Raw genomic sequence first — 22,646 nt, 5'->3', positions numbered from 1 at the left:
TTTCTTGTTTGAAAAAGTCTGAAATCTGGCAGAGTCTAGATATATCCTTTCGCAAACGCGCTATTAGTGCTTTTCGCGAGAATATCCCACGATAGCAAGAACTGTTCCAATCACAGCGGTGAACACACTGCCAATGGGCAACATACCGCTGCCGTGGATTAATCCTCCTGCGATTAGGAGTCCATATACGCTTCCTCCAACGAAAGCTCCAATCACGGCGAAGAACAGTAGTCCAATCCAATGGGCATTCCGGATTTTTCTTTTAGCAATCACTGCTGCAATCACTCCGATCATAATCCAAATAAATCCATTCATAGTCGATGTTTGATGAGGACATCTTGATGCGCTGGTCAGCGCTTTTTTAAAGAAATAGCCTCACCTGGATATGAGCCTCATGACAATTAGGGGTTATCGGTCAAAATCCCCTGCTTAAGTGTGAAACTTGATTCAATCGTTGAATCTCTAATAAACTCTTTTTTCTTACCACCAGTACACCCTTAGTAGTGTTTATCAAGGAACTCAGAAACAAAATCAATTAGCTCCATTGATCCGATCACTTCGCAGGGTTTCATGCTTGATAAAAGCAAGTTTATTAACCTAGACATGAGATCGGCTGCGGCGACTTTGATTAGATTTTATTCCTCACGCCTTTCAAAAATCTCTTCAAATAGACCCTGTTTTTTCAGGGTTACTTCTATGGGTCCAGATTGTTGGCTGTTTGGCATTTTAGCGCTACTTTTTGTGGCATTGTTCAATCTGAACGCAGCAGTTGCTTCTCATTTTAGGACACTGAGATTTTCTGGATCTATTGCTTGAAAAGTGCGTCAAGGCAAGCTTGGTTAATCTTGCTAGAATCGATTTGGGTGATATTTTCTTTACTTGTGTGCATTAGAAAAACACTAAGCGACGCAATGAAAACTTGATCTTGATTCCAATGCGGATGAGTTTCTAGGTATTGTGATAACAATTTGTGCAAATGTTCAGGAATTTCAACCAGAATTGAGATATTTTTTTCAGAGGATTGATTCATAGCAATTGAAGATTTTGGGTTTCACACAATTGAGGAATTGTTTTTTGCGAATCGAGGTTGTGTGTTGGACCTGGATAAAAAGTAATTTTATCCAGGTCGTGAAGCACTTATGATCGCGCTTTCAAAAAGAATTTGGCGCTCTCTATTTCTGCAGTGTGGAGCCGCCATAAGTGGTGTTCAGATGAATGACGATGTTGATTATTGAATTGCCAAATTGTAGTTAATTGTTCTAGGGATGCATCTGAACGGTAATTCAATTCTGTTAGCACTTTGGATACGGACTCAACTGAAACGGGAATGGGTGGACTGGGTTCTTCTGCTTTTACTTCCTTATAGTTTGGATAAAGCGCCCTAAATTGAGCAGCAGTGCAGGCGTTGTGAAAGTATTTTCCTTCTTCTTGATGGATAATCTCGCGCTGTGTTCTATACTCAACCGAAACTTGTTTGAGTAGCCGCTTGAAGATGGTTTCTTTTGGCGGCGCTGTGTAGATTGGGTCTTTGAGCCATGGAGGAGGCGAGTATTGACTTCTACGGTTAACAAAGCCTGCTTGGGCGCATAGATTCCAGATATGATGAACGAGCCGAAGTTTGAACGCATCTGAGGGCTGTTCGGCTGGGACAGCTCTCGCACCATGATACGGGACTTGGTGTAGCTCTCCCCATCGTTCTTCGTATAGATTTCGCTGTGTGCGAGTGATTTCTAAATTGATTGCGGTCTCTTCAAACATCCCGGTAACGCGGAACGGTAAGCCGTTTAACCCAATCCATAGCACAATCTCTCCGATCTCATGAACGAGGTGTTTGTTGTTGAAGTACGCGACTTCAGCGTTGCTGCTAAAAGCGTGAGTCATTAATCCATCGACAAGGCTGGGAACAGGGGGTCTGTCTCTAAACACAACTTCGATTAACTGGTAGAGTGCACGACCGGCTTCGAGAACCTGGATCCGATCTCCGATCGCTCTTAATACATCAAGTGAGATTGAGTCTTGTTGAGTTAGACTGTAATTACCTAATTCAGGAAACCAGCGCTCTGATAAATCAGGCTTTACTCCAAAGTGGTTTAGCTCACGCCCGACCCCTTGAACTCGATAACCGAAGGGCGATTGCCGTAGAAAGTCATCAAATTTTTTAAGTAGTGTATGCATGAATTGTTTCCAGTTTTGATGAGCTGCCAGGTAGCATCAGTCGATGCTGTTCTGTTTTCGATGCGTGTTGTTAGACATTGAGGATGCAGTTTCTTGCTCTAGAAATCATTGAGACTAAAAAAAAGCAAATCTTGAAAAATTTATAGCCAGCTTAACTTTTAGTTGTTTGCGTCTTTTTCTAATAAACAGGACTAGATTGCTGCACTCGTTATAAAAATACTACAGTGTGAATGGCAAGACTCAATTCGTTAAACAGGCTTCTACTCGAATAAATTCATTATGATGATGTTACATTCCTTGCGATTTCTTCTTGCTCAACGAGCTTTATTAGTGTTTCAGTTAGAGCAGATTGTTAAGATACTGGAAAGCGAAGAATGCAGTTCTGTGATGTTATTAACATTAGCTTACCAGTCTACTTTACTTTGTGATACGCTCCGTCAAGTTCAGCAACAGATTCAGGTGCGGTACAAATTCAGAGCGCTCGCGCAAGGCATAATTGCTGGAATATTTTTGGGAATCCCATTATTTGTGCTGACGGTTGAAGCATCTAGCCATCACCTGCTAAGTTTTTACCTGATTACTCACGCGAATCGAGAACGCTTAGAAGAATGCCGCAGTAAAGGCGTTCCACAGTGCGAGGTCGTCATTCCTCTTTCTGCAAGGGTATTGTATAAGCTAACCAACTGGATTCCGGTTCGTAAGTAGCCAAGTGTGATGATGGAGTGTATCCGCTTCCAAAAGCGAGTGTGGTCTTCGGTTTATTGCTGGCTTTCCTAGTCCCAATGCAAACCAGCCTCTTTTCAGGATGAGGCTGGTTTGTTGAATCTACTCCCAGTTCTGTGGGTTGTGAATGCTAATTTGGTCGGTCCATAAGCCAATGCCAATTCGCTGGTCACAGCGATGAATTGCTCGATGTGGCAATTTGGAGTTAAATTCAATAATTTCGCCTCCGTTTAGCTCAAGGCTGCGAATTTTGTTGTCGGGTAATCGGGTCTGTAAGCAAATTTTGCCAAGATTGATGATTCTAGCAGTTGGTTGGGCATAGGCTGCATCTTTGTGCCAATCGATGGCTTTCTGGTTTTTAGCAAAATAAATTTGTGCGAGAGCAGCCTGCGGAAAAACTCGCTGGCAGAACTGCCAAAGTCTTTCATCGGTGTGTGCATCTCTGTATTTTCCGGTTCTATAGATTGGTTCAGCATTTAGCCAAAGCTGCAGGCGGTCTTTGGCGCATTTTGCTTGTTCTTCCGTTGCGAGCGGTAGGAGATAAGTGTTGATATAGTCAATTAGCTCTTGAGTTCGCTTGTTGGGGAGATATTGAATGATTCTCATGGTTTGCTGCCAATTTTCACTTCCAAAGCCGCAGACGCGGTCCCTGATTTTTGTATTTTAGATTTGGATTGCACAACTTTGCCTTCAAGGAATCTATCAAAGCCTGCTCGCGCGAGAAATCAGAGATGCTTGAAAAAAATATCGTTATCAAGAGCATCAATGCTCTTGATAACGATAACTTAGGAGAAAAACTTTAGATAGCAGTTGCGATTGGGAGTGTTGCTAAACTGCTTCAAATTCAAGAGTTTCAGTGACGCGGTAGATGCAGTTTTCTTCGGCTGAGCCAACCGATTCAACTTCGATGTGCCAGTCCCCCCATTCTTCGCCATTTTGCTCTTGATACGGTTGATTCACGCGATAACGATCAGCCGGAAACCGGTTTTGAGCTTCGAGTAGAATTTCGTCTTCGGTTAGTTCATCAGCTACATCATCTGGATCATGTCCGAGCCGATCGACGATCGCTTTTCGGAGTTCTTTTAGAAGGGCTTTTTGCTGCTTACGGGGCATCGAAGCGCTCGCTGCAGTCCAAAGTGATCTGAGTAAAATTTCGAGTGTTCCGGCTTGATCGTCTAAGTTTTCTTCTTGCTGATTTAGGAGAATAAGCTCTTCAATGTCTTCAGTCATAGCAAAGGGTTGGAGGAGTGGAGAATTTATGGGTGTGTTGCAAGTTTCTGCTGCTCGTACTGAGATTTCAACTCGTGTTGTAGTGCTTCAGGAATGTGTAAATCTGATAGCCAGCTGCGGCATCCGACCAGAGGTGCAATCTGAAATTGATACGACAACCTTTTTGCTCGTTCTAGGAGTGAAGCATCGGATTCGGGTTCTCGATCGAGTCGTAGCTTTTCCAAAGGAGCATTGATGATTGTTTGATCAACCATTAGCCGAGTGGATAGCGTTTTACGTCCCAGTGTATTGTATCCGTTGCGGTAGATTTTGCGAAAGCTGCCGACCCAGATGACTACCCCGATGGTTCCACAATGAAATTTAACTTTCTGACTTAGCGGTTCTCCAACAATCCACTTTAAGCCGTGACAGTTAAAGCAAGACCGTTTATCGTTTGTATCTTTAGGATTTTGCCAAAATCCGGTGCCTTTGCATCGGGAACAAGAAACTGCTTGATAGGGTTTATTCGCTTGAATCGCTTCGACTAACCGTACCGATTCACCAGGTTCAACCTTTTCAGGTTGCAGAACATCTTTGTGTTCGGCTTTTCTCAGGCTTTGAAAAATAAATGCTTCAAAGTGTTGTCGAAATTGCTCAACTTCTGCAATCGTCCAACTAGGATAAGGGGTAGCATCTCTACTGCTGCCGCTAGCGTAAGCTGTCGATCCAATTTCTTCGGTTTTTACTTGCTGTGTTTCGACGTTCCAGTAACCACAGTAGAAGTAGCTATCGTGATAGCCGTTAACTTCCCAGTGGCATAAGAGCCTTAAATGACGGTTCATACGGATAGAATAGAAACCTTAATGAGTTTTGGATTTTGTACGTCAATTTCAACTTGTTGCTGAAAAAATCAAATGCTCTGAAGGTGCAGAACTTTGATTGATCGACTCGTCTATGCCCACAGCGTTTGTATTCCTGCAATTGCAGGCTGATTTGCCAACGTCAATACGTGTGGTTGCGAGCGCAGCAGTCGTTCCCAGGGAGATGCTTGCTAGTCTTTAATGTCTGCCAAGCTTGGCAATTTTGAACAGCTCATGAACTTCACGTGTGGGTGTGCATGAATTGGAGTGTCACTCAGGAAGCCCTGTCGGTTAGAACTTGATCGCCGTATCGGGTTACTTCGTTTGGAGATACTTGTCGAACCACGCTAAAAACAGCAATATCTGAGGTGATCTGATCTGCAGCTAGTCGATAGCCTTTTTCGTTCAAGCCGTATGTTCCTTCTGTGATTAACGCTTTGTGTGTTGTATATCCAACAAAGCGGAAGCGATTTTCGTTGGGATCGATTGCCACAAAGAGAAAATAGTCGCCTTGATGTTGACTTGGAACCGTCCAGTATTCCGGGACAACAAGTTCTTCACTGTCTAGCCGATTGTCGGGAATAACAATCAGGGATTTTTCTTTGAGTGCTAGTGCGGTTCCATTAACGGCTTCCCAGTTTTGATGCATTGGTTGAGTTGCTGTTGCTACATTTGCCCAGTCAATCGCATCGAGCCATTCTACTGTCATGTCGATCGCAATCAAATTCAGGTAGGCTCGACGTTTAGTTTCAAGGTCTCTGTAGCTTGCAGATTGAGTAAGGGCGTGATGTACAATCTGACCGGGAAGGTCTACAATCGGCTGTGCCGGTGAATTTTTTAAAGCTTTCATGGATGGGGTGAAGATTTTATTGCTGACTACATTTTGATGTTTTTGCTCTGGCGAATGATCTGGCTGTCGAAATGTTTGTAAGACGACCGTTTCTGTCGTGTGGTAGATTTAGCAGCTTTCAATCTTATGAACTAGGTTGTCTTAAAGATTGAATTTTTCATCGGTTTCATTAGCATAAAAGTATTCCTTGTTTTTGCTTGTATTGCTTGTTCATTGCTATTGTCGATCGGGCAAGATTACTTTCAAGCCAGTCTGTTGCTGTTTCGACCATGAGAGGCTCGAAGATGCCAAAATTTCACTTAATCAATAGCGCTCTGGGTGGAATGGGGAAATCCCTTTTGTCTCAAGTGATGATCCATCTACACGATGATCTTGCTTTATCTTATGCAGCTTTTGATGCTGATGTTGAATTGCTCAATGTTCAAGAGCGATATCCTGAAACTACCTCTGCTTTGAAGATTTCTGAATCCGAATTTCGTAATACGGATGCTGTGTATCGCTCGATGGAAGCAGGACGGCATATTATCATCAATCTGGCGGCTAGCTCTACTGTGGCTTTAGAGCAATGGTTTCAGCGAGATCGCTTGTTTTTGGTGTCCCGCAAACTTGCAGCGAGAAAGGATGGATTTCGCTATCAGTTCGTCAACTGGTTTTTGTCCGATGGAACTCCTGGCAGCATTAGCAAATTTCAAGAATCCGTTGCGACATACGGAGACCAAATGTTTCATGTTTTCGTTCAGAACTGGGCGAAGCGAGCACCAGACGATTGGAGCCGAACGTTTCAAGATAACCGGCTGCGTACATTGCTGGAACAAGACTACATCACAACGGCTGAGTTTCCCTGTTTTCTTAAGCCTTATGGATGGGATGAGATGCGGTTGACGTTTGCCCAGGCGATTTCACCGAATGGACTAGAGGGTGAAGCTTTACCGCTACTCGATCGACAACGCGTTGCTTCGTTTGTGCGTGGAACTCAGCAGAATTTACAGCTTACTGGGTTGATTGATTGTCCGGATATTAGGGTCGCTTCAGATCAAGCAGTTTCTTTGTCGAGACAGGCGATTAATTATTTATTGAACCACGAATAGTCAAACAGGTTGGTGTTCACGGTACATCACTTGCTCGGAAACCAGAATGTTTAGATCGATCGGAAGTTGAAGTTTCATGCATCCTCTCTGGATAAAGTTCTGATTTATGCTGCAAAGGCGAACAATTTCTATGAGTAAACGTAGAAATTGTTCGCCTTCTTGAGTGATGAGCACTAGCTTCTCTTGCAATCGTTCATCAGCCTTCTCACTTTACCGTGTTAGAGTCTGTTGAGCGAATTTTTGCTTTGATTTGCTGAATCGAGTTTTTAATGGATTGATTGAAGCGTTGAATCATGGCTTGGACGTGAGGTGCGATTCGGCTGCCTCGATTTTGACATTGTGCAAGCAACGCCTGCAAAAGCTGTTCAGCGCTTCGATCTGCCAGCATTTTGTTCCAGGTTGCAATTACCTGAGGTTTTGCCCATGTATACCCTTGTTGGAGCCAGCGCCAGATGATCTTTGCAATCCGAACAATGACTGTTCCGCTGAACAACACCACAAGCATACTAAGCAAGCAGAATAACCGGAAAATTTCATTTGTGTCGTACTGTTCTCGAACAAACGATTGGAATTTTACATAAGCTTCGCTGACTTGCTCAGAAGCTTCGGTTTGCAAGGTTTCCATTAGTTGTGTGGTCATGATAATTCCTCAATAAGTGGTTTTGCTGTATCGCCTTGAAAACGCTTGGAATGAACTACAGCGGTGGACTAGAATTTGGTTTAACGCCGTTGATTTGCGTTGTTTTTCGGGCTGATGAAAGCGGGAATACCAATCAACCGAATTAGGTAAAGAGCAATTCTTTTCTAATTGATTGAGCGGTGTTGAATGCTCGAAACTTGCTTTTGCGGTGTCGCTGGTTTGATAAAGTACCGTGAATTCCAAGCATTAAAACAACCGTTAGGCATGCCTGGAATCGAACCAGGTTTTCTCGGTCTGTCACTCCTATCTCCAAGGCTTTCAAAGCTGTGACAGCAGCTTGAAAGGGATGGAGACCGCCGTCCTTTGCGGTTCATGCCTTTGTCGTTGAGAAAGCACCAGTCGGTGCATCGGATGCTTTATTGAAGCGCATTTTATTTTAACGAATGACCAATGTAAGCGACTTCGCCTGACGATCTCAAAAAACTGATAGAACTAGAACTTTGCTATTGTCTGTCGTTTTACTGCAAGTCATATCCCCAGGGAATCGTAAAGTTTCCGTTTGTGCTAATCGCGTTGCCAGCCGGTTTGAAGGGCTGCATTCGACCTTGAATTTTGCCAATGCTAACCATAAAGGATGAGTTCTTTTCTCCGAAGGTGACAAGTCCAAGGTGATGACAGCTCTGAAGTTGGTTGGCTGCGCGTTGATAAGCGTTCGATTGTGTCAACTTCTCAACCAGGATAACTAATTTGTGAGTAACCTCAACTGGGACGTTGTGATAGCCGTCAACTTTTTGAACTTGGAACGATGTGACATGAATGTTCTGTGCGCTCAATTGTGCAATCGCTGTACTAATAGCGCGATCGCAGGTTGGTGTCGTCCTAGATTGATGTGAGGAGGATAAGGACGGTTGTGCCGAAAGGGTAGGAGTGGCATTAGCACAACTTGCGACTTCCAATGCCAGTGATAAACTTAGAATCTTTAAGAGTGTTTGAAATTTCATGATGAGTTCAAAAATTAGAGGTGCAATTCATTTCAGCGGTCGCTGGCTTGAAAAACAGTTCTAGTGTATTCTTCAGCGATCTCCGTGAACTATCTTTCTGCTCACTGAAACGTCCTCCGATTGAGGACGTTTCAGTGATCTTCAACTCGTTTTCTGTTTTAAGACTCGGCGCAGTTGAATCGATTGGTTTGTATCCCAATGGCTGCATAAAATGCTAGAGAAGCATCGAGCTTTTGCCCAATTTCTAGATTCATATGCAGTTTTGGTTTGCTCCAACCAGTGCTTTAAATCCTCAGGCACGGATTGCCCGGCTGTGCTAAACAGCGATCGTAGAACAAGTGATTCCATCATGATTTTACGTAAACATCTACCGAATGACGCGGTAGCAGTCTGATCACTAGAAATCGGTTTATCGGAGCGATTCGGAGTCAAATCAAACATTTCAGAACTGATCAGATACGACAGCTCTTTTGCGGGGGCTGGGCACTCGAATATTCAAACTGAACGTCTCCGTTTGTGATGCATTTGTTAAGACCGTTCTTAGACAATCTGTTGCTTTGGCATTTGAATCGGATGGACAGAGTGACTAGGAAATTTACAAAGATTTCAGTGTCTTGCGTCACAAATGTATGTCTTGGTGCTGGCTTAAGGTCGTCCCGTCCTGTGTCTTAGAAAGATCACCCAAAAGGGAGACGATTCGTTTTCTTATACCTCCTAAGTTAAGGATGAAATTCTTTCCTTGACTTACAAGCTTTAGAGATTTTCTGAGTTCTTGTGTGGTGTTTTCATTCTTTCTTGATTGAGGCAGCCGTAAGAACGACGCTTGTTCGAAAAATGTGATTAGGAAAAGAGTGTTTTTGGGGCTTCTATCGGCGAGATTTGTGACGAAGACTGTCGTTCATTCGTTCATTTTGAGGACAATAGGCTTTCGGAGTTCACTTATGATACAAAATCGGGATGGACGAACAAATTTGGCACCCCTATGGCTAAAGTTAGGGGGAAGTCTAGCTATCTGTGCTGTATGCCTTTTAGCCGTCCGGAGTGTCTATGGTTCGGTATTTCAGAATTCATTTCCTGCGGCAGATCGGCAAATTTCACCGCAAGGGCGCGGAGATTCATCCTCATCTGAACTTGTAGATGAAAATCGTGGATATTCGGATGCCGCGATTCCACTAGACGGTAATTTAGCGGCAGCAAACCCATCTTCTGTTGGCGACTTAAAGGTGGCTCCGCCCAGCGCTGTAGATTTTATCTTTCAACAAGCAGAAATTTTGCAAAAACGCTCTTGGTTCCGTGCTGCCTACGATTTGCTTCAAACTGTTCCTCAGCATCACTCTCGTTACGCAGAAGCGCGACAGAAGATGGTCGTTTATGCTTCTGCTATCTTGGAACGGGCTAATGACCGGTATCTAAAGGGAGATCTTGGTACTGCGGTACAGTATTTGGAAGCAGTTCCTGAAGGCACTGAAGCCGCAGTGACGGCAAACAAGAATTTACCCTTCTGGAAACGTCAGGCAGCAATATTGGCAAATGCAAATCAGTTGCTGGAGAGAGAGCAATGGTCAGAAGCGTCTTTGCTTTTTCAGCGACTTCAAGATCATCCTTTTTACTCTAGTCCTAAAATTCAGCATCAGCTCAGGCAGGGTATCGTCAGGACAACAGATCTATCGACTGAAAGGAATAACTAAGGAATAAGTTTGTAGCATTTGAGTCTGACTGTTGTTCAAATTGGTTGCTGACAGATTTTGGCGGACTCAACATAGCATTAGTGATAATGTGTCAGCAAGTTCTGATTTTTTCAGTTCTGAGGATTCGTTTCCGTTTGCCGAGTCAGCTACTGGTTCTTCAGAGTTCTCTGATGGGAGTGATTGTTTATGAAATATCGTTTCCTGCTGCCTTCTCGTGAAGCAGCTCTGCATACACTCAGCTTCTCGAATGAACCTGCGGATGCGATGCAGATGCGCTCACTGCCAAAAGGCATTTCAATTCTTCTCGTTTTTCCGTCTGTGGTGATGTTACTCCTGTCGAGTCTAGCTGTATTTAATCGTTCTGACTTGATGCCAGGTTCGGTTCCTCGAGTCCGCTTAGAGAGTTCTCAAGGGAAAGGGATTGATTATGCAACGCTTTATAAGCATGTTGAAGCACTTGTCGATCGGGGTGAATTTAGCCTAGCACTACAGCTTTTGCCTAATATTGCGGAAACTTCTGCTAAGCGTGAACAGATTTCAGCAGAAATGCTGCGTCAAGCGCAGAACTCTTACCCAAACGAATTAGAGGGAGCCGTTCGCCTCGTGGCGAGTATTCCAGCGAACACTGCTTCTTATGCCGAAGCGCAGCGACTGACAGCAGAATGGACTCAGCAACTAACCTGGATGCGAACAGCAGAATATGCGGCGAATGAGCAGCAGTGGGATAGTGCTGCTCATTATCTTGACGAATTGAAATCAACGCATTTATCGAGAACAGACTGGTTTAGACGGATTGAGCAACGAGTTAAGCAACGCGATCAGTCTGCTCCTTCTATGGATGAGATGAGCGCTCATTATAACTTAGCAAACGTTTATGAGCAGAGCGAACAGTACCAGCTAGCAGAATACCACTATCGCGAGTCCGCGCGGTTTGGTTCACCTGTTCGAGATCGGGCAATTAACAATCTTGCTCGCATTTATATTCTTCAAAATCAGCCTGGTACAGCCACACTTCTACTGGGACAAGCACTTGATCAGGTGCGCCAGCCCAATATACAAGCAGCTTTTTACAAAAATCTTGGCTGGGCTGCTTATGAGCAACAAAATTTTACCGACGCATTGAAGTGGCTGCAAACCTCAACAGAATTTGATCCCACTCGTGCAGATGCTTACTGTCTTCTTGCCAAAACGCGAGGACATCTAAATCAGGATGCCCTTAGCGATCGGACAAGTTGTTTGATGTTGCAATCGACCGAAGATCAGCCAGAAGTTCAGCGATGGCGTGAGTCGCTGCGGTGAATCTGTTGAAGCAACTGCCCGTTGATTCACGTAGAGGAAGCGGGATTTAATCTGGTTTTAAGTTTGATTTGTTCACCCTAAATTAATTGCAAGGAGAGAGTGTTGTGAAATTTTTACGCCAAATGATTGTGGTAACGGCTTGCAGCTTAATTTCGGCAGAAGTGGGTCAGTTTCTGCTTCCCGCACCAGTACTCGCAAGAATGTGTAATCCGATTGGGCGGATTATCAGCGGGTCTGGAAATAACTTCTCGCGGGGACAGATTATTTGTGCAGGCGATCGCCTCACCCCGACTAGTACTGCTCAGATGCTGTGTTTTAGCAGTCGTTCCCTGATTCGGCTGAGACAGGGTCAATCAACGACCGTGAATCATCGGGCTTGTCCGTCACAGCTAGCGATCTCATTGGAACCGTGTCAATTTGGACAGTCCACTCAGTGTTTTCGTGCTAAAGGTCCAGAACAGAACGGGTTCCAACTGATTGAGCCGTCGGGAACAACCGTAGCAGAGCCGCGTCCCCCTATTGTTTGGCAACCTGTTGCAGGTGCGCGTGAGTATACGATTCGAGTCACTGGACCTGGAGTAAATTGGGAGCGTACAGTTCGAGAAACTGTATTGAACTACCCGAGTGGTGAGCCTGGTTTACAGAGCGGAAATGCTTATCAAATTGTTGTTATTGCTCGGCTACCCAATCGCAACTTAACGACTACTAGAGTTGTTAATCAGGGGCATTCAGAACGATCGAATCAACAGCTTCGCCCTTCTCGATAAGTTTACCGACCTGGAAACTCAGGATGCGGTTGATTGAGCGGGGCTTTCTGCTAAGGAAGCTGCATTTTTTTGCGATGTCACTTGCTCAATCAACCTGAAAACCACAGCAACCAAAGGCGACTCTCAGTATAGTTAGCGGCTAATCTGCTGTATTGCCCATTGCCGCAATCTCATGATTTGACAGTAGAAGGGATTGAGTTGACACAAGGGCGGAATTGTAATTCTTCGCCCTCTGAAATAAAAGGTTCTGGCGAGTGGGCACTGAGCGGGAATGAGAGAGAATGGTTTGGCGATGAGTCGAAGCATGGAAGGATTCTCCTGAATGAGTTGTTCCCGATTCAACGGTCGTTGAAGCTCAAACCTCTGTAGTTCGTTTATGGTTTATTTTTAGTAAGTTGCGCCACTCCTAGCGTGGTGCGAACGTGCGCTTTGGATTCATGCCCCACGGACTTGATGTGCATGATTGCGTTGAGTACGCTTTTGGCAAAATCCTTGATTAATACTCGTTAATCTTGCGTGTCGGTTTTGAGAAAATCCGTTAATCTGAGATCAGACGGGGATGGTTGATGTTTAGATTTCCCCTAGATTTTTGTTTTTTAATTATTGCTGGGTCTATGCAAAACAGGCGGTTGTTGAGCGTCCGCTAGATTTGGTTCATAGACTTTTGGAGGCTTGGAATGCAGACGGATGATAATGCTTGGGAAGAGACTGAAGAGTTAGAAACTTCGCCTCTTTTTGATGAAAATGCTCATGGTTCTGAAGAACCGCGATCGCGTGATCCCCGCTATACCCTACTGGAAATGGAGCTGGAAGGAAAAGATGCAGCCTATCGCTCTAGGGTCTTTGAATTAGTTCACTTGCTAAAAATTAATCCGCAAGATCCGGTTTTTCTGTTGCTAATTGCGACTGGGCGGATTGATTCAGAAATCCGCCAATTTCCGCAAAGTTTGTCGCGCTACCGAAATAACTTGTCAACCCTCTTTGATCGTTGGTCGGATCAAGTCATGACCAATCTCGATGAGTATGAGCGCGTTATCAAGCAGCGACTGGAAGCGTATCAGCAAGTTGCGTCCAAAATGCATCAGCGAGAAATGGATAAGATGCTGCGAACCTTAATTGCGAAGGTGGCAATTAAAGAGGTTTTACATCATCCGTTTGTGCTGATTCTTTCAGGCGTTGTTACGTTGGCTTCTGTTGGGACCGGTGCCCTGTTGTCTTATTTCTATTGGCAAGCAAAAACTCAGTATGAGCCAGGATCAAAGCAGCTAACTGTCGAGCAGGCAAAGGCACTGCAATGGGCACAAAGTCCAGAGGGACGGTACGCTCGTAGCCTTTTTGAGTGGAATCAGGGACTGCTAGAAAACAAATCGTGTGTTGAACAAGCGCGACGAGCGGCTGTCAGTGTGCAGGTGACTCCAGATGGACAAAAAGCGACATCTGGCTTCTGCTTGCTGTGGGTTGATCCTCCGAATAAGCGTCAGTTTGAGTCTGCACCTAAATGATCGACTGAAATTTTTCCCTCATGATTCAGTCCAGTGTGTGTTGAACCCTATCTGTAGAATTAGGGGTAGCCATTACGATCGGTAGTGATGAATGGCTCCACTCCTGGAATTCGAGGATGCGGCGCTCCTTGGTTTGAGCGTTTACTTGATAGAGTTTTCTCTGCTCCCAATACAAAGCAGTAAGCCAGCCGGAGCGAGCGAGATGAACGCCAGTGTCAATGTTGATCCATCCGGGTCCAATAGCGATTTGTCCGGCAGAAAGTCCCATCGTTACCGTAGGAGTATGTCCTGCAACGATTATTTTATCTTTGAAGTAGGGCTGGGTCGATTCGTGAAAAATCTCCCTTGTCCAGCAAAAATCCTGAGCGGATTGCTGCTGCAAGGGCTTGCTGGGATCAATGCCTGCATGAACTAGAAAGAGATCTCCGAGATCTAGGTAGAGCGGAAATGATTTGATCCAGGACTGATATGGTTTTAAGACATCGAGCGGTCCATGCGGATTGACGGCAAAGCTTTTCAGCGTTGCTTTTCCGCCCGAGACACGCCAGTGGTCTTCAAACATTGAGTCACCCTGCAGTGCGGTTAAGAGTAATTCTTCGTGATTTCCCAACAGCACTGTATACTGCTGGGCTTTGACAAAATCGAGCACTTCTTTTGATTTGGGTCCTCGATCGATCAAATCCCCCAAAAAATAAATCCCGACTTGCTTCGAGGGGTTGATGAGATTCAATAAACTCATTAACGTCTCGAAGTAGCCATGGACATCTCCAATAATTATTCTGTCCATTCGGAAAATAATAAATAACCTGCAATAGCGAGGGGTTGTTTACTGCTCGTTTTATGAGTTTATCGGATTATCAGTACATCACTTTCTGCCTTAGGGTCAACCTTTGCAGCACTCTTCATGGTTTAGCGCTTGTGATGACTACTGGGTCAATCATTGCTGTTTAACCACTGTCTCTTCTTGTTTCTGATCGTGGCGGGAGGTGGGTGGGGTAATGCTATAACCCTACATCAGGTAGGGTTATAGGCAGGTTCACCTGTTTGGTGCATTAAGCCATTGCAGCTTGCTGAGTTCGGACGTATGATCCCTTAATGCGGTTGTTTTTCCGCGTTTGGGTTTCATTGTGAGCTTTCAGAACATCTTTCAGCGTGTAGAGTTCGTAGCTCTTTTCGCAGATTTCCAGCATTTCGATCAGCGTGATTTCGCTGTTTTGCTCGATGAAGTCTGCTTCAGATTGCTTCCGCTCACCGCGATTAAACGATTCTTGGTTGCCCCGGTAAACGAAGACTTGGCGCTCTACGTGCTTTCCCTTGAGGAAGTTAAAAACGCTAATCGCCCACTTTTCTGATTTGGTCAGACTGTCGAGAATGTTGCCTTGTTCAGCTTTTTCAGCTCTAGCAAGAAGATTTTTGATCGGTGTATTGCCAACTTGGGCGATCACCTGGGCTGGTGTGATTTTTACGCTGACCGGCGCTTTTTGCTCTTGAGTAGTCGTCATGTTTGATTCCTTAAATTGGAGTAGTGAATTGGAGTGAGCTAAGTGACAGTTCCGAACCGACTGAACCGCAGCCGATCTGGAATTCTTTAGAACTCATGTGAGAAGCAACAGACGTTGCTCTTGATTTCTGGTTGAGCGGCGCTGCTTTTTCTCAGGTTGAGAGCGACGGTTGTCGCTGGGTGAGGACAAATGTCCTCCGGAGTGCAAGCGAGTTGTGGCGAGCAAAAAAGTTAGCCCTCTTTTAACGGAGGGCTAACTCAGCAGGTGTTGAAATCGTGAATTACAGACCTTCTAAATCGTCATCACCTTCGAGGATCTCGTCGTTAGGTAAAGTATCCGGATCGAGCAAGTCGTCGATGTCATCAACCACTCCTGATACGGCTTCGATTTCAGCAGATGAAGGTGCAGCCGAGGATTTGATCGAGGCGATCATTTCTTTGATTGCTTTCATGTCTTTTTGGCTGTTCATGCGCTGCTGCTCTTCCTCATTCATTAGCAGCAGTTCATACGTGGGACTGGGCGAATATAGAACTCGCCCGCTTAACCGCTTGCCCAAACGAGTGAACTCTTCAACCGTTGCTTTGGGTGCGTCTGGTGTTCCATAAACCGCGCCAAATACTTCTTTGTCATATTTGTCGTAATCGAACGCGGTATAGTTCTGTTTACCCGAGTGCTGGCGGTTGTATTTTCGCACCGCAATTCTGCGTGAAAGCGATCGCGTGATATAGAACAAAGACTCTAGAATTGTTTCTTTTGGGGTATCAGGCAACTCGGTGCGACTGAAAGGCGCGGTTGTATACAACAGCGTTTTTACCTCACCGAACTTCTTATCTGCGTCTTTGGTTGTGACTTGTGCTGTCATAGGTTCTCATAATTGAACGTTTTCGCTCCTGTTACCGCAGTTGCGGTCAGATTTGGATTCGCCTTAACGGGCGAAGCGATTGCCCTGATGTGGCAGTTGCCACAGACGTAAAATTCCGAGGTCGCGGTCGCGACTGGTAGATGGCTGTCATGTAGTAATTTTTGTTAAATGCGCCTAAACCTGTGGTTTTGAAGAGGGGTATGCGCTAAAGTAATAAGCGAAATGTTGCGGCTCTTGCTCCACAAGTCGTGACATCAGATTTTTGAAATCTAGAGTTATCTATGAAATGGTTGAGTGACTGGCCTACTTTGGTGGATCAGGGAATCTCGGTTGTGGGGCTAGAATTCCAAAGTCCTGATCGAGCGCGAGTTTTACGTCAGTTTCATCAGTGGGGAGACGAGCGATCGCTGCCTGTCTATTTGTGGAACCCTGGTTTATCTGGGTTTCAAAAACTGGTTTGGCGCTCTGGTAAAACTACTTTCGAGCGGTTTCAAGACTGCTTATTGCCGGATGGAGCGATGACAATGCAGTACTTGCTTGACTCTGACTTGTCGGGAATTGTCCTGTTGGAAGGCGCTTTACAGCGTGATGAGCACGGTGAAGTGTGTAATCGCCAATCTTATCAGTTACTGAACGCTTATTATCAGTCTGAAGTGCGTCAATCGCCACAGTACTGGGTGTTGCTTGAAGATACGATTCAGCTCCCGATCGAGCTTCAGCCGTATTTACCGATTTTGGGAACTCCGCTACCAACCCGACTACAGATTCAAGCGGTTGTTCAAGGATTGTGCCGCCGTTTTTCTGCTTTAGGAGAGCTATCAGAGTCAACATCTGCTCAACTTGTTCGATCGTGCCAGGGCTTGTCGATCGGAGAAGTTGAAATGGTGATTTCTCGCATGGCAGGGTTTGCTGAAAGTTTTGCAGCGCTCGCTGAATCGATTTCCTTGTACAAAATTTCTAAGCTTAAAGATCGGGGATTGGAATTTATTTCCGATCCTGATGTTCCGACTGCGGGAGGTTTGGAGGTTTTAGAAGAAGAGTTGAGCAAGGTCGTTTCGCTGCTTGATCCTGCAGCGGAACGATTGGGATTGAAGTTCCCGAAAGGCATGATTTTGTGGGGTCCGCCCGGAACCGGTAAAAGCTTGAGTGCTAAACTTGCGGCAAAGAAGATGGGCGTTCCGCTGCTGGCGCTCGATTGGGGGCAGATTACAGGAACAAAGAATCCCGATCGCGTTTTGCGAAACATTCTTTCTTTGGCAGAAGCCTTGTCCCCGGTCGTGTGTTACTTCGATGATTTTGATAAAGCTTTTGCTAACTTCGATTCCAATAGTGACGGGGGGTTAGGACGACGCATGGCAGGTAAGCTACTGACGTGGATGCAGGAACATCAGTACCCAATATACATGATTGCTACTGTTAATCGTCTTGGAATGTTACCGGCTGAATTAATTCGAAGATTCGATGATATTTTCTTTTGTGCCTTACCAACCGAAGGAGCGCGTTATGAAATTTTCAAACTCCATCTATCGAAGTATTTTCCGGATTTTCGCCACCCGATGAAATCTCCGTTTAGTGAGATGGACTGGCGGCTATTACTGCGAGACTATAAGATTTGTACTCCGGCAGAGATTGGTAAAGCGGTTCGAAAAACTGCAGAAACGATTTATCACCGTCGAGTGCAGCAAGGATTACCGGTGGACTCTCTCACCGTTACTCTCAAGGATCTTCAGGAGCAGCGATGGAAATTCACTCCTGCTATGGTTCGAGAAGAGAAGCAGATGTACGAGATCCTCAATCAAGCCACGTTTGCTCGTAACTCAGCGGGCGAAGATCGCAGTATTTTCGCGATTCCTCCGCAGGAGCTGTTTGGAGATGTGATAGATAACAATAATTACTTGGACTGAAATTAGCTACGATTTCAGTTCAGGACACTGTTCTACGAAGCAGACCGAAACCTCGTTTCTCGTTCTTTCAGTCTACTCAGTAGTGATTGAGGAATTGACAACATCGAATTTAGTTTAAGGAGACCTAGTATGAAGGTTTTGCCTTTATTTCGACGTTTGTTCTTTAGCGCTTATCCCAAAGCTTCACCGTCGTTTTTGCTTTTTGCCTTTTGGTTAATCACGGCGCTGTGCTTTATCGGTTTACGAGTTTATGTGGTCGCTGAGAATTCGTCCTCCTCTTTTCATCCTAGCACTTTTACTTCGCCAGAATTTTCAAATAAAAGCGGCGATGTTCATTCTTGAGGGTATTTTTTGAACGGGTTTTCTCTCTAAATACCTCTTTTCAGGAAAGGATCTGTTATGTCTTTTGTACGATCGTTGAATCATTATGTTTCGAGTTTGCCTGTTGCGAATCTGCGCTTTGCGCGATTAATCTGTCGTTTAATTCCAGCTGATTGTCCGTTTGAGCGGGATTTCAAAGTGTTTGGGCGGATCTGGTTTCATGTTCCGCCTCTGTGTAAATTGAATCCTTTGTACGATGGACTGGTTGCACTAAGGTTTCAGGCGCTGTCTTTTCTAGTGGATCGATCTAGTCCTGGCGCTCACTCATCTTATCGTGAGGGCGTGATGTGAAGAACCTACGTTCACCCCAAGCATCTTCTAGATCTGTGCTGCGTACAAATTTGCTTTTCTGCCTCAAGGCTGTAGGAGCGGTTTGGATTTTCACAGGAATTGCGTTCTGGGGTGGGCGTTGGGCGTTAGATCAAAATTTATTGCCTTCGGTCTCCAAAGCCATAATCGAAAAAAGGTGAAATGATGTCTGGTAAAAAACGTCTGGCTGACCCAGTTCAAGATGATTGCGCTCTGCTTGGGCGTTGGAGGCGGATCGATGCCGCACGCCTATAAAACCGAGGAAGAACTTCGACGCGCGATCGAAAAACGTCTTCGAGCTTGGCAAATTCCGTATGAGCGTGAAGTTAATGTTGGGGTCGGCAATCTCCGCGCTGATATTGTGACCTCTGATACAGTTATTGAAATTAAACGGGTTTTAACACGTTCTGAAATTTACCAGGCAAAGGGACAGGGATTAAGTTACTGCACGCATCTTAATCGTTCTCGGCTTGTGATCATTGGTCAAGCTCCGGTGCAGCAATCTGCTTATATTCAGTCGCTGAATATTCGTTCTGCGGTGACTGAACCGCACGTTCAAATTGTTTTTCTAGATCGTGAGCCTTGGAAACTCAACCCCAGCCGACGTGATATTAATCGTCTGCGTCGAGCGTCGAGTCCGGGAAACGTTCGCCGAACGAGCAGCTTGACGCAGACGCGGGCTGTTCTCGCTCTGGTTGGTTTGATTGCACTTATTTTCGTGGCTTTCAACTTGGACTGGATCTATGACGTTGGGTTTCCGCGTTTTATTCAGTGGCTACATTTCATCACTGAAAAATGACTTAATTCTGCGATTGCTAGAAGGGCGAAGTCTTTAATCGCAAGTAGTCATGGTTTATCTCGTTGGTTAGGAAGAGACTAAAATGATGCTCATTGTTGCTGTGATTGCTTTTCTTGCTTCGTTCTTGATGTTCTGTCTGGAGTTTCTAATTGCCAAGATGATGCTTCCAGTTCTGGGTGGAACGCCATCTGTCTGGACGACTTCAGTCGTTTTTTTCCAGATGATGCTATTGCTAGGATATTTTATTGTTCATCGCGTTTCCCATCTTCCGGTTCGTTGGGCTGTGGGGATTCAACTGGGCTTGATGGCCCTTGGACTTGTGCAGCTACCGATTGCTTTAAAGCGGCTTGATTTGCCGGTTCCAAATGCAGTGCAAGTTTGGTTGATTCTTTTGCTGTCGATCGGCTCGGTCTTTTTGGCAATTAGCGTTGTTTCTCCAACGATTCAGCAATGGATCTCTCGTATGCCCGGACGCAATCCGTATAATCTTTACGCGATCGGCAACTTTGGTAGTTTTGCTGGACTGTTTTTGTATCCGACTGTTCTGCAAACTCAGTTAACGTTGACTCACCAATGCTTGCTGGTCAGTGGGCTGTATGTGGTTCTGGTTGTTTTGATGACTTTCTCGGCTTGGTCTGTGCTTTCTCGCTCGGTTCATGCTGTTGACCAGATTGAAACTAAACTATCAGATCCAGTTCCTTCTTGGAAGATTCGACTACAGTGGACGCTTTTGTCTGCTTTTCCGTCGTCTTTGATGCTGTCGGTCACGACGGTAATCACCTCTGATATTTCTAACACTCCGCTGCTCTGGTCTATTCCCTTGGGACTGTATTTATTGACGTTTGCCATTGTTTTTAGCCAATCCAAGCCGGGTACACCTCCTTATCGAGATTTACGGTGGTTGGGAAGCGGGGTCATTGTCTTGATTCTGAGTTTCTCGGTTTGGGCGACTGGAAACAGCCAGATGACCGCACATTTAGTGGGATTAGTATTTCTTACCTTTTTGCTGCATCAACAACTCTATGAGTCTCGACCTGTACTTTCCTATCTCACGGAGTTTTATTTTTACATTGCTCTGGGGGGACTTTTGGGAGGAATCTTTAATACTGTTCTGTCACCGCTTTTGTTCAAGCAAGGCGTTTCTGAGTACCCACTAAGTTTGTTTTTGAGTCTCTTACTGTTGATTCAGTTCTTGCCGAGCCGGGTTTGGTACTTGCGATACAGTCGATCAGTTCTCGGAGTTGCGATCGCGCTTGTGCTGGGATTTGGGTTCGTTCAGTCTCCGCAAATGATTGCGTCGTATCGCAATTTTTTTGGCATTTATAAAATTATTCGCATGGATACGCGAAAGGTTATCGTTCACAATACAACCTTGCACGGTGCTCAACCGCTCAACGCCGTTACGCCGATCACCTACTATTCTTCGGCTTCTGGTCTAGGAGAAGTCTTTGATCGCTTAAATCAAACCTCACAAATTAATCGAGTTGGTGTTGTCGGGTTAGGTGCTGGCAGCGTTTTTGCTTATTCTCAACCGCATCAACTTTGGCAATTTATTGAAATTGATCCGCTTGTTCTCAAAATTGCTAAAACTTATTTTGATTATCTTGCAAAAGGATCCGCCTCGTACAATGTCACTATTGGCGATGGGCGAACTCAGTTTGCTCAAATGCCGAGTGATTTGGATTTACTTGTGTTGGACGCATTTTCTTCCGACATGGTTCCCTCTCACTTGCTGACGTATGAGGCACTGCAGATTTACTTAAGCAAAATGAAGCCGACGGGTGTGCTTTTGTTCAATTTAAGTAACCGCTATCTTGATTTAGTAGATGTTGTAGGTAACGTCGCGTCTCGGCTTGGACTCGAATCGTTTGTGAAACAGCATGAGCCGACGATCGAGCAAGACCGCGCGGGAATTACGGCTTCGATTTGGGTTGCGGTGCTTAATTCTAGTCGAACTGAGCCTGCACTGCTGCAAATGCTTCGCCAACAGTGGCAAGCCGTGACCCCTACAAACCGTCGAATTTGGACTGATGATTATTCTAATCTACTTCCCCAGTTCAAGGGTTGGAGGCGGTGAAGTTAAGTCTACTTGGTTTAAGAATTTTCGGGTTACCTCGATGTCTGCAGCAGCTTTTTCGACAGACTTTGCTTGAAACAGGTCTTGTTCGTATTGTTTCAGTAGCGCTTCTAAGTTTTCTAGCTTGCTGTGCGCTTTAAGAATTGCTAACTCTGTGAAACAACCGTGTAGCCAAGAGAGTCCAAACCGGGTTAATCCAGATGCCAATCGATGAATTTCTGCGTCTCCATAATGGTAGACACAGGACGAGTAGCCGCTTGATGTGCATTCCTTGCTGCTGTGAATCGCAGACCCACCACCGTAAAAGCTAGAGTGGCAAACCGAGCACTTCCAGTAACCATGCTGATTTGGATAATCTGGGACATATTGAATTTTTGGGGCGATTGTTTTTTCAGTTGGGGTCATGATTAAAGCTGTGAAATATTTTTCTACTGTGTTCTAACGAGAAAGCGATCTCCCTGGGCAACTAGATTAGAAACTACAAAGATCGAATCCCCACTCCAGTGGTCGGGCTGCGTGATTTGTGCAGCGAAACGGTTCTAGCTTGTCTTTGATGCGTCCAAGACTGATCATTGTTCCACTTTGATTTTGCCCGATTGTCACAAGTCCAACCCGCTCACATTGATTCAGAGCTGTTGCTGTTTTCAGATAAATGTCTTTAGTTTTAGGCATTTGACTAACAGAAAAAGCAACGCGCAAGGGAGCGTTTTGAGGAACGTTTTTATAGCCTTGAATTGGCAAGATTTTAACTTGAGAGACCTTGATTCCATTTCTTGCGAGAACGGTTCTCGCCTGTTGTAGTGCCGGTTGACAACTTTGAGGCAGTGCCCCTTGAGGTGCCGCCTCGACCGAACGTCCGCTTAAAACTGTAAGCCAAAGCATAAATGATGCGGCAATGACTGCATGAGCCGCTTGGTTAAGCGATGCTTTGCGCCTAGGCAGTCTAGATCTATTCCAAGATTTAAAGGTCATAGTAAGGGGATAGAAGGATTTTTCCATCCTAGCGATTT

At 45.1% G+C, this 22,646-nt stretch carries 26 protein-coding genes; 10 read left to right on the top strand and 16 right to left on the bottom strand.

Annotated elements, in window-relative coordinates:
* Nucleotides 1-63: 63 nt before the first annotated feature.
* The 3 genes from ACQ4M5_RS22345 to ACQ4M5_RS22335 all read right to left on the bottom strand — a co-directional run bounded on the left by ACQ4M5_RS22345 (nt 64) and on the right by ACQ4M5_RS22335 (nt 2,175).
* On the bottom strand, nt 64-315 hold the full coding sequence (locus ACQ4M5_RS22345) for a hypothetical protein (protein WP_430677883.1): 252 nt from the start codon (nt 313-315) through the stop codon (nt 64-66).
* A 490-nt stretch (nt 316-805) separates the two neighbouring features.
* Nucleotides 806-1,030 carry a DUF2811 domain-containing protein gene (locus ACQ4M5_RS22340; protein WP_430677882.1) on the bottom strand — a complete coding sequence of 75 codons (225 nt, stop codon included), beginning with the start codon at nt 1,028-1,030 and terminating at the stop codon, nt 806-808.
* 107 nt (nt 1,031-1,137) lie between these two features.
* The gene (locus ACQ4M5_RS22335; protein ID WP_430677881.1) at nt 1,138-2,175 is read right to left on the bottom strand and encodes a hypothetical protein; all 1,038 of its coding nucleotides are present in this window, start codon (nt 2,173-2,175) and stop codon (nt 1,138-1,140) included.
* A 279-nt stretch (nt 2,176-2,454) separates the two neighbouring features.
* Here ACQ4M5_RS22335 and ACQ4M5_RS22330 point away from each other — a divergent pair, with 279 nt between their 5' ends.
* On the top strand, nt 2,455-2,880 hold the full coding sequence (locus ACQ4M5_RS22330) for a hypothetical protein (protein WP_430677880.1): 426 nt from the start codon (nt 2,455-2,457) through the stop codon (nt 2,878-2,880).
* 120 nt (nt 2,881-3,000) lie between these two features.
* On the opposite strand, the gene ACQ4M5_RS22325 is transcribed toward ACQ4M5_RS22330, so the two are convergent.
* The 4 genes from ACQ4M5_RS22325 to ACQ4M5_RS22310 all read right to left on the bottom strand — a co-directional run bounded on the left by ACQ4M5_RS22325 (nt 3,001) and on the right by ACQ4M5_RS22310 (nt 5,817).
* Nucleotides 3,001-3,504: a hypothetical protein gene (locus tag ACQ4M5_RS22325; protein WP_430677879.1), complete on the bottom strand. Its 504-nt coding sequence runs from the start codon at nt 3,502-3,504 to the stop codon at nt 3,001-3,003.
* Between the two features lie 222 nt (nt 3,505-3,726).
* Complete coding sequence (locus ACQ4M5_RS22320; protein ID WP_430677878.1) at nt 3,727-4,128, bottom strand: hypothetical protein; 402 nt, start codon at nt 4,126-4,128, stop codon at nt 3,727-3,729.
* Between the two features lie 26 nt (nt 4,129-4,154).
* A complete protein-coding gene (locus ACQ4M5_RS22315; RefSeq protein ID WP_430677877.1) occupies nt 4,155-4,949 on the bottom strand; it encodes a hypothetical protein in 795 nt (264 codons plus the stop codon).
* A 292-nt stretch (nt 4,950-5,241) separates the two neighbouring features.
* Nucleotides 5,242-5,817 (bottom strand): DUF1822 family protein, encoded by a 576-nt coding sequence (locus tag ACQ4M5_RS22310; RefSeq protein WP_430677876.1) that lies wholly within the window; start codon nt 5,815-5,817, stop codon nt 5,242-5,244.
* 284 nt (nt 5,818-6,101) lie between these two features.
* On the opposite strand from ACQ4M5_RS22310, the gene ACQ4M5_RS22305 reads away from it, so the two are divergent.
* On the top strand, nt 6,102-6,905 hold the full coding sequence (locus ACQ4M5_RS22305; RefSeq protein ID WP_430677875.1) for a hypothetical protein: 804 nt from the start codon (nt 6,102-6,104) through the stop codon (nt 6,903-6,905).
* A gap of 205 nt (nt 6,906-7,110) precedes the next feature.
* On the opposite strand, the gene ACQ4M5_RS22300 is transcribed toward ACQ4M5_RS22305, so the two are convergent.
* The 3 genes from ACQ4M5_RS22300 to ACQ4M5_RS22290 form a co-directional block, all read right to left on the bottom strand.
* Nucleotides 7,111-7,545 carry a hypothetical protein gene (locus tag ACQ4M5_RS22300; protein WP_430677874.1) on the bottom strand — a complete coding sequence of 145 codons (435 nt, stop codon included), beginning with the start codon at nt 7,543-7,545 and terminating at the stop codon, nt 7,111-7,113.
* Nucleotides 7,546-8,063: 518 nt separating this feature from the next.
* Complete coding sequence (locus ACQ4M5_RS22295; protein ID WP_430677873.1) at nt 8,064-8,546, bottom strand: hypothetical protein; 483 nt, start codon at nt 8,544-8,546, stop codon at nt 8,064-8,066.
* Nucleotides 8,547-8,687: 141 nt separating this feature from the next.
* Nucleotides 8,688-8,897, bottom strand: a complete 210-nt coding sequence (locus ACQ4M5_RS22290; RefSeq protein ID WP_430677872.1) for a hypothetical protein — start codon at nt 8,895-8,897, stop codon at nt 8,688-8,690.
* A 590-nt stretch (nt 8,898-9,487) separates the two neighbouring features.
* On the opposite strand from ACQ4M5_RS22290, the gene ACQ4M5_RS22285 reads away from it, so the two are divergent.
* The 3 genes from ACQ4M5_RS22285 (at nt 9,488) to ACQ4M5_RS22275 (ending at nt 12,300) form a co-directional block, all read left to right on the top strand.
* A complete protein-coding gene (locus ACQ4M5_RS22285; RefSeq protein WP_430677871.1) occupies nt 9,488-10,234 on the top strand; it encodes a hypothetical protein in 747 nt (248 codons plus the stop codon).
* 186 nt (nt 10,235-10,420) lie between these two features.
* On the top strand, nt 10,421-11,533 hold the full coding sequence (locus tag ACQ4M5_RS22280; RefSeq protein WP_430677870.1) for a hypothetical protein: 1,113 nt from the start codon (nt 10,421-10,423) through the stop codon (nt 11,531-11,533).
* 104 nt (nt 11,534-11,637) lie between these two features.
* Nucleotides 11,638-12,300, top strand: a complete 663-nt coding sequence (locus ACQ4M5_RS22275; RefSeq protein ID WP_430677869.1) for a hypothetical protein — start codon at nt 11,638-11,640, stop codon at nt 12,298-12,300.
* Between the two features lie 132 nt (nt 12,301-12,432).
* On the opposite strand, the gene ACQ4M5_RS22270 is transcribed toward ACQ4M5_RS22275, so the two are convergent.
* A complete protein-coding gene (locus tag ACQ4M5_RS22270; protein WP_430677868.1) occupies nt 12,433-12,606 on the bottom strand; it encodes a Mo-dependent nitrogenase C-terminal domain-containing protein in 174 nt (57 codons plus the stop codon).
* A gap of 371 nt (nt 12,607-12,977) precedes the next feature.
* On the opposite strand from ACQ4M5_RS22270, the gene ACQ4M5_RS22265 reads away from it, so the two are divergent.
* Entirely contained in the window at nt 12,978-13,802 is an 825-nt protein-coding gene (locus tag ACQ4M5_RS22265) for a DUF6753 family protein (protein ID WP_430677867.1), read from the top strand.
* Nucleotides 13,803-13,827: 25 nt separating this feature from the next.
* On the opposite strand, the gene ACQ4M5_RS22260 is transcribed toward ACQ4M5_RS22265, so the two are convergent.
* The 3 genes from ACQ4M5_RS22260 to ACQ4M5_RS22250 all read right to left on the bottom strand — a co-directional run bounded on the left by ACQ4M5_RS22260 (nt 13,828) and on the right by ACQ4M5_RS22250 (nt 16,166).
* Nucleotides 13,828-14,589: a metallophosphoesterase family protein gene (locus tag ACQ4M5_RS22260; protein WP_430677865.1), complete on the bottom strand. Its 762-nt coding sequence runs from the start codon at nt 14,587-14,589 to the stop codon at nt 13,828-13,830.
* A gap of 265 nt (nt 14,590-14,854) precedes the next feature.
* Nucleotides 14,855-15,304, bottom strand: coding sequence for a hypothetical protein (locus ACQ4M5_RS22255; RefSeq protein ID WP_430677864.1), 450 nt, complete (start codon nt 15,302-15,304; stop codon nt 14,855-14,857).
* Between the two features lie 280 nt (nt 15,305-15,584).
* A complete protein-coding gene (locus ACQ4M5_RS22250) occupies nt 15,585-16,166 on the bottom strand; it encodes a hypothetical protein (RefSeq protein ID WP_430677863.1) in 582 nt (193 codons plus the stop codon).
* Nucleotides 16,167-16,447: 281 nt separating this feature from the next.
* Between ACQ4M5_RS22250 and ACQ4M5_RS22245 the strand changes: the two genes are divergently transcribed.
* The 4 genes from ACQ4M5_RS22245 (at nt 16,448) to ACQ4M5_RS22230 (ending at nt 21,636) form a co-directional block, all read left to right on the top strand.
* Nucleotides 16,448-18,070 (top strand): AAA family ATPase, encoded by a 1,623-nt coding sequence (locus tag ACQ4M5_RS22245; RefSeq protein ID WP_430677862.1) that lies wholly within the window; start codon nt 16,448-16,450, stop codon nt 18,068-18,070.
* 399 nt (nt 18,071-18,469) lie between these two features.
* Nucleotides 18,470-18,742, top strand: coding sequence for a Mo-dependent nitrogenase C-terminal domain-containing protein (locus ACQ4M5_RS22240; protein WP_430677861.1), 273 nt, complete (start codon nt 18,470-18,472; stop codon nt 18,740-18,742).
* A 256-nt stretch (nt 18,743-18,998) separates the two neighbouring features.
* Complete coding sequence (locus ACQ4M5_RS22235) at nt 18,999-19,559, top strand: hypothetical protein (protein ID WP_430677860.1); 561 nt, start codon at nt 18,999-19,001, stop codon at nt 19,557-19,559.
* Nucleotides 19,560-19,641: 82 nt separating this feature from the next.
* The gene (locus ACQ4M5_RS22230) at nt 19,642-21,636 is read left to right on the top strand and encodes a fused MFS/spermidine synthase (RefSeq protein ID WP_430677859.1); all 1,995 of its coding nucleotides are present in this window, start codon (nt 19,642-19,644) and stop codon (nt 21,634-21,636) included.
* On the opposite strand, the gene ACQ4M5_RS22225 is transcribed toward ACQ4M5_RS22230, so the two are convergent.
* Together ACQ4M5_RS22225 and ACQ4M5_RS22220 are read right to left on the bottom strand one after the other, a co-directional pair.
* Nucleotides 21,604-22,041 carry a hypothetical protein gene (locus tag ACQ4M5_RS22225; RefSeq protein ID WP_430677858.1) on the bottom strand — a complete coding sequence of 146 codons (438 nt, stop codon included), beginning with the start codon at nt 22,039-22,041 and terminating at the stop codon, nt 21,604-21,606. The genes ACQ4M5_RS22230 and ACQ4M5_RS22225 overlap by 33 nt on opposite strands.
* 66 nt (nt 22,042-22,107) lie before the next feature.
* Nucleotides 22,108-22,635 carry a hypothetical protein gene (locus ACQ4M5_RS22220; RefSeq protein WP_430677857.1) on the bottom strand — a complete coding sequence of 176 codons (528 nt, stop codon included), beginning with the start codon at nt 22,633-22,635 and terminating at the stop codon, nt 22,108-22,110.
* Between the last annotated feature and the right edge of the window lie 11 nt (nt 22,636-22,646).

It is taken from the genome of Leptolyngbya sp. AN10, assembly GCF_050565645.1.
Taxonomy (GTDB): domain Bacteria; phylum Cyanobacteriota; class Cyanobacteriia; order Leptolyngbyales; family Leptolyngbyaceae; genus Leptolyngbya.
Note: the sequence above shows the minus strand (reverse complement) of the source record. Positions and strands in the feature narration are given on the sequence as shown.

Excerpts from the sequence above, each read along its gene's own strand:
- ACQ4M5_RS22325 (WP_430677879.1), bottom strand. The coding sequence starts at position 3,504 with ATGAGAATCATTCAATATCTCCCCAACAAGCGAACTCAAGAGCTAATT.
- ACQ4M5_RS22345 (WP_430677883.1), bottom strand. The coding sequence starts at position 315 with ATGAATGGATTTATTTGGATTATGATCGGAGTGATTGCAGCAGTGATT.
- ACQ4M5_RS22295 (WP_430677873.1), bottom strand. The coding sequence starts at position 8,546 with ATGAAATTTCAAACACTCTTAAAGATTCTAAGTTTATCACTGGCATTG.
- ACQ4M5_RS22270 (WP_430677868.1), bottom strand. The coding sequence starts at position 12,606 with ATGCTTCGACTCATCGCCAAACCATTCTCTCTCATTCCCGCTCAGTGC.
- ACQ4M5_RS22335 (WP_430677881.1), bottom strand. The coding sequence starts at position 2,175 with ATGCATACACTACTTAAAAAATTTGATGACTTTCTACGGCAATCGCCC.
- ACQ4M5_RS22255 (WP_430677864.1), bottom strand. The coding sequence starts at position 15,304 with ATGACGACTACTCAAGAGCAAAAAGCGCCGGTCAGCGTAAAAATCACA.
- ACQ4M5_RS22280 (WP_430677870.1), top strand. The coding sequence starts at position 10,421 with ATGAAATATCGTTTCCTGCTGCCTTCTCGTGAAGCAGCTCTGCATACA.
- ACQ4M5_RS22310 (WP_430677876.1), bottom strand. The coding sequence starts at position 5,817 with ATGAAAGCTTTAAAAAATTCACCGGCACAGCCGATTGTAGACCTTCCC.
- ACQ4M5_RS22315 (WP_430677877.1), bottom strand. The coding sequence starts at position 4,949 with ATGAACCGTCATTTAAGGCTCTTATGCCACTGGGAAGTTAACGGCTAT.
- ACQ4M5_RS22260 (WP_430677865.1), bottom strand. The coding sequence starts at position 14,589 with ATGGACAGAATAATTATTGGAGATGTCCATGGCTACTTCGAGACGTTA.
- ACQ4M5_RS22300 (WP_430677874.1), bottom strand. The coding sequence starts at position 7,545 with ATGACCACACAACTAATGGAAACCTTGCAAACCGAAGCTTCTGAGCAA.
- ACQ4M5_RS22320 (WP_430677878.1), bottom strand. The coding sequence starts at position 4,128 with ATGACTGAAGACATTGAAGAGCTTATTCTCCTAAATCAGCAAGAAGAA.
- ACQ4M5_RS22245 (WP_430677862.1), top strand. The coding sequence starts at position 16,448 with ATGAAATGGTTGAGTGACTGGCCTACTTTGGTGGATCAGGGAATCTCG.
- ACQ4M5_RS22305 (WP_430677875.1), top strand. The coding sequence starts at position 6,102 with ATGCCAAAATTTCACTTAATCAATAGCGCTCTGGGTGGAATGGGGAAA.
- ACQ4M5_RS22250 (WP_430677863.1), bottom strand. The coding sequence starts at position 16,166 with ATGACAGCACAAGTCACAACCAAAGACGCAGATAAGAAGTTCGGTGAG.
- ACQ4M5_RS22285 (WP_430677871.1), top strand. The coding sequence starts at position 9,488 with ATGATACAAAATCGGGATGGACGAACAAATTTGGCACCCCTATGGCTA.
- ACQ4M5_RS22340 (WP_430677882.1), bottom strand. The coding sequence starts at position 1,030 with ATGAATCAATCCTCTGAAAAAAATATCTCAATTCTGGTTGAAATTCCT.
- ACQ4M5_RS22235 (WP_430677860.1), top strand. The coding sequence starts at position 18,999 with ATGCCGCACGCCTATAAAACCGAGGAAGAACTTCGACGCGCGATCGAA.
- ACQ4M5_RS22230 (WP_430677859.1), top strand. The coding sequence starts at position 19,642 with ATGATGCTCATTGTTGCTGTGATTGCTTTTCTTGCTTCGTTCTTGATG.
- ACQ4M5_RS22330 (WP_430677880.1), top strand. The coding sequence starts at position 2,455 with ATGATGATGTTACATTCCTTGCGATTTCTTCTTGCTCAACGAGCTTTA.
- ACQ4M5_RS22220 (WP_430677857.1), bottom strand. The coding sequence starts at position 22,635 with ATGGAAAAATCCTTCTATCCCCTTACTATGACCTTTAAATCTTGGAAT.
- ACQ4M5_RS22265 (WP_430677867.1), top strand. The coding sequence starts at position 12,978 with ATGCAGACGGATGATAATGCTTGGGAAGAGACTGAAGAGTTAGAAACT.
- ACQ4M5_RS22225 (WP_430677858.1), bottom strand. The coding sequence starts at position 22,041 with ATGACCCCAACTGAAAAAACAATCGCCCCAAAAATTCAATATGTCCCA.
- ACQ4M5_RS22290 (WP_430677872.1), bottom strand. The coding sequence starts at position 8,897 with ATGATGGAATCACTTGTTCTACGATCGCTGTTTAGCACAGCCGGGCAA.
- ACQ4M5_RS22240 (WP_430677861.1), top strand. The coding sequence starts at position 18,470 with ATGTCTTTTGTACGATCGTTGAATCATTATGTTTCGAGTTTGCCTGTT.